Consider the following 322-nt stretch of genomic DNA (forward strand, 5'->3'; position numbering starts at 1 on the left):
GCGGTTTTTCAATGGGAATGTTGAAAGATTATGTGGATGTATTTGTTTTTGCGGTGCTTGGCGTGGCCAGTTTTTTAGCTGTGTGGTTTGTGATTGAAAGGGTTATTTTTTATTCTAAAGTCAATTTAAAAGCTTATGATGATATAGATGCCTTGAATTTGGATTTAACCAAGAATCTAACCATTCTCTATGTGATTTATTCTAACGCGCCTTATGTGGGCTTATTAGGGACGGTTTTAGGGATTATGGTGATTTTCTATGACATGGGCATGAGCGGCGGGATGGACGCTAAAACGATCATGGTAGGTTTGTCTTTAGCTTT

1 protein-coding gene is annotated in these 322 nt (G+C 38.2%); it reads left to right on the plus strand.

The features are described 5' to 3' along the window. Positions 1 to 322, plus strand: a 322-nt coding sequence (gene exbB / locus F8C76_RS20045; RefSeq protein ID WP_211372219.1) for a TonB-system energizer ExbB, incomplete at both ends; no start/stop codon positions are given.

Source organism: Flagellimonas olearia (assembly GCF_009184425.1).
Lineage (GTDB): Bacteria > Bacteroidota > Bacteroidia > Flavobacteriales > Flavobacteriaceae > Flagellimonas > Flagellimonas olearia.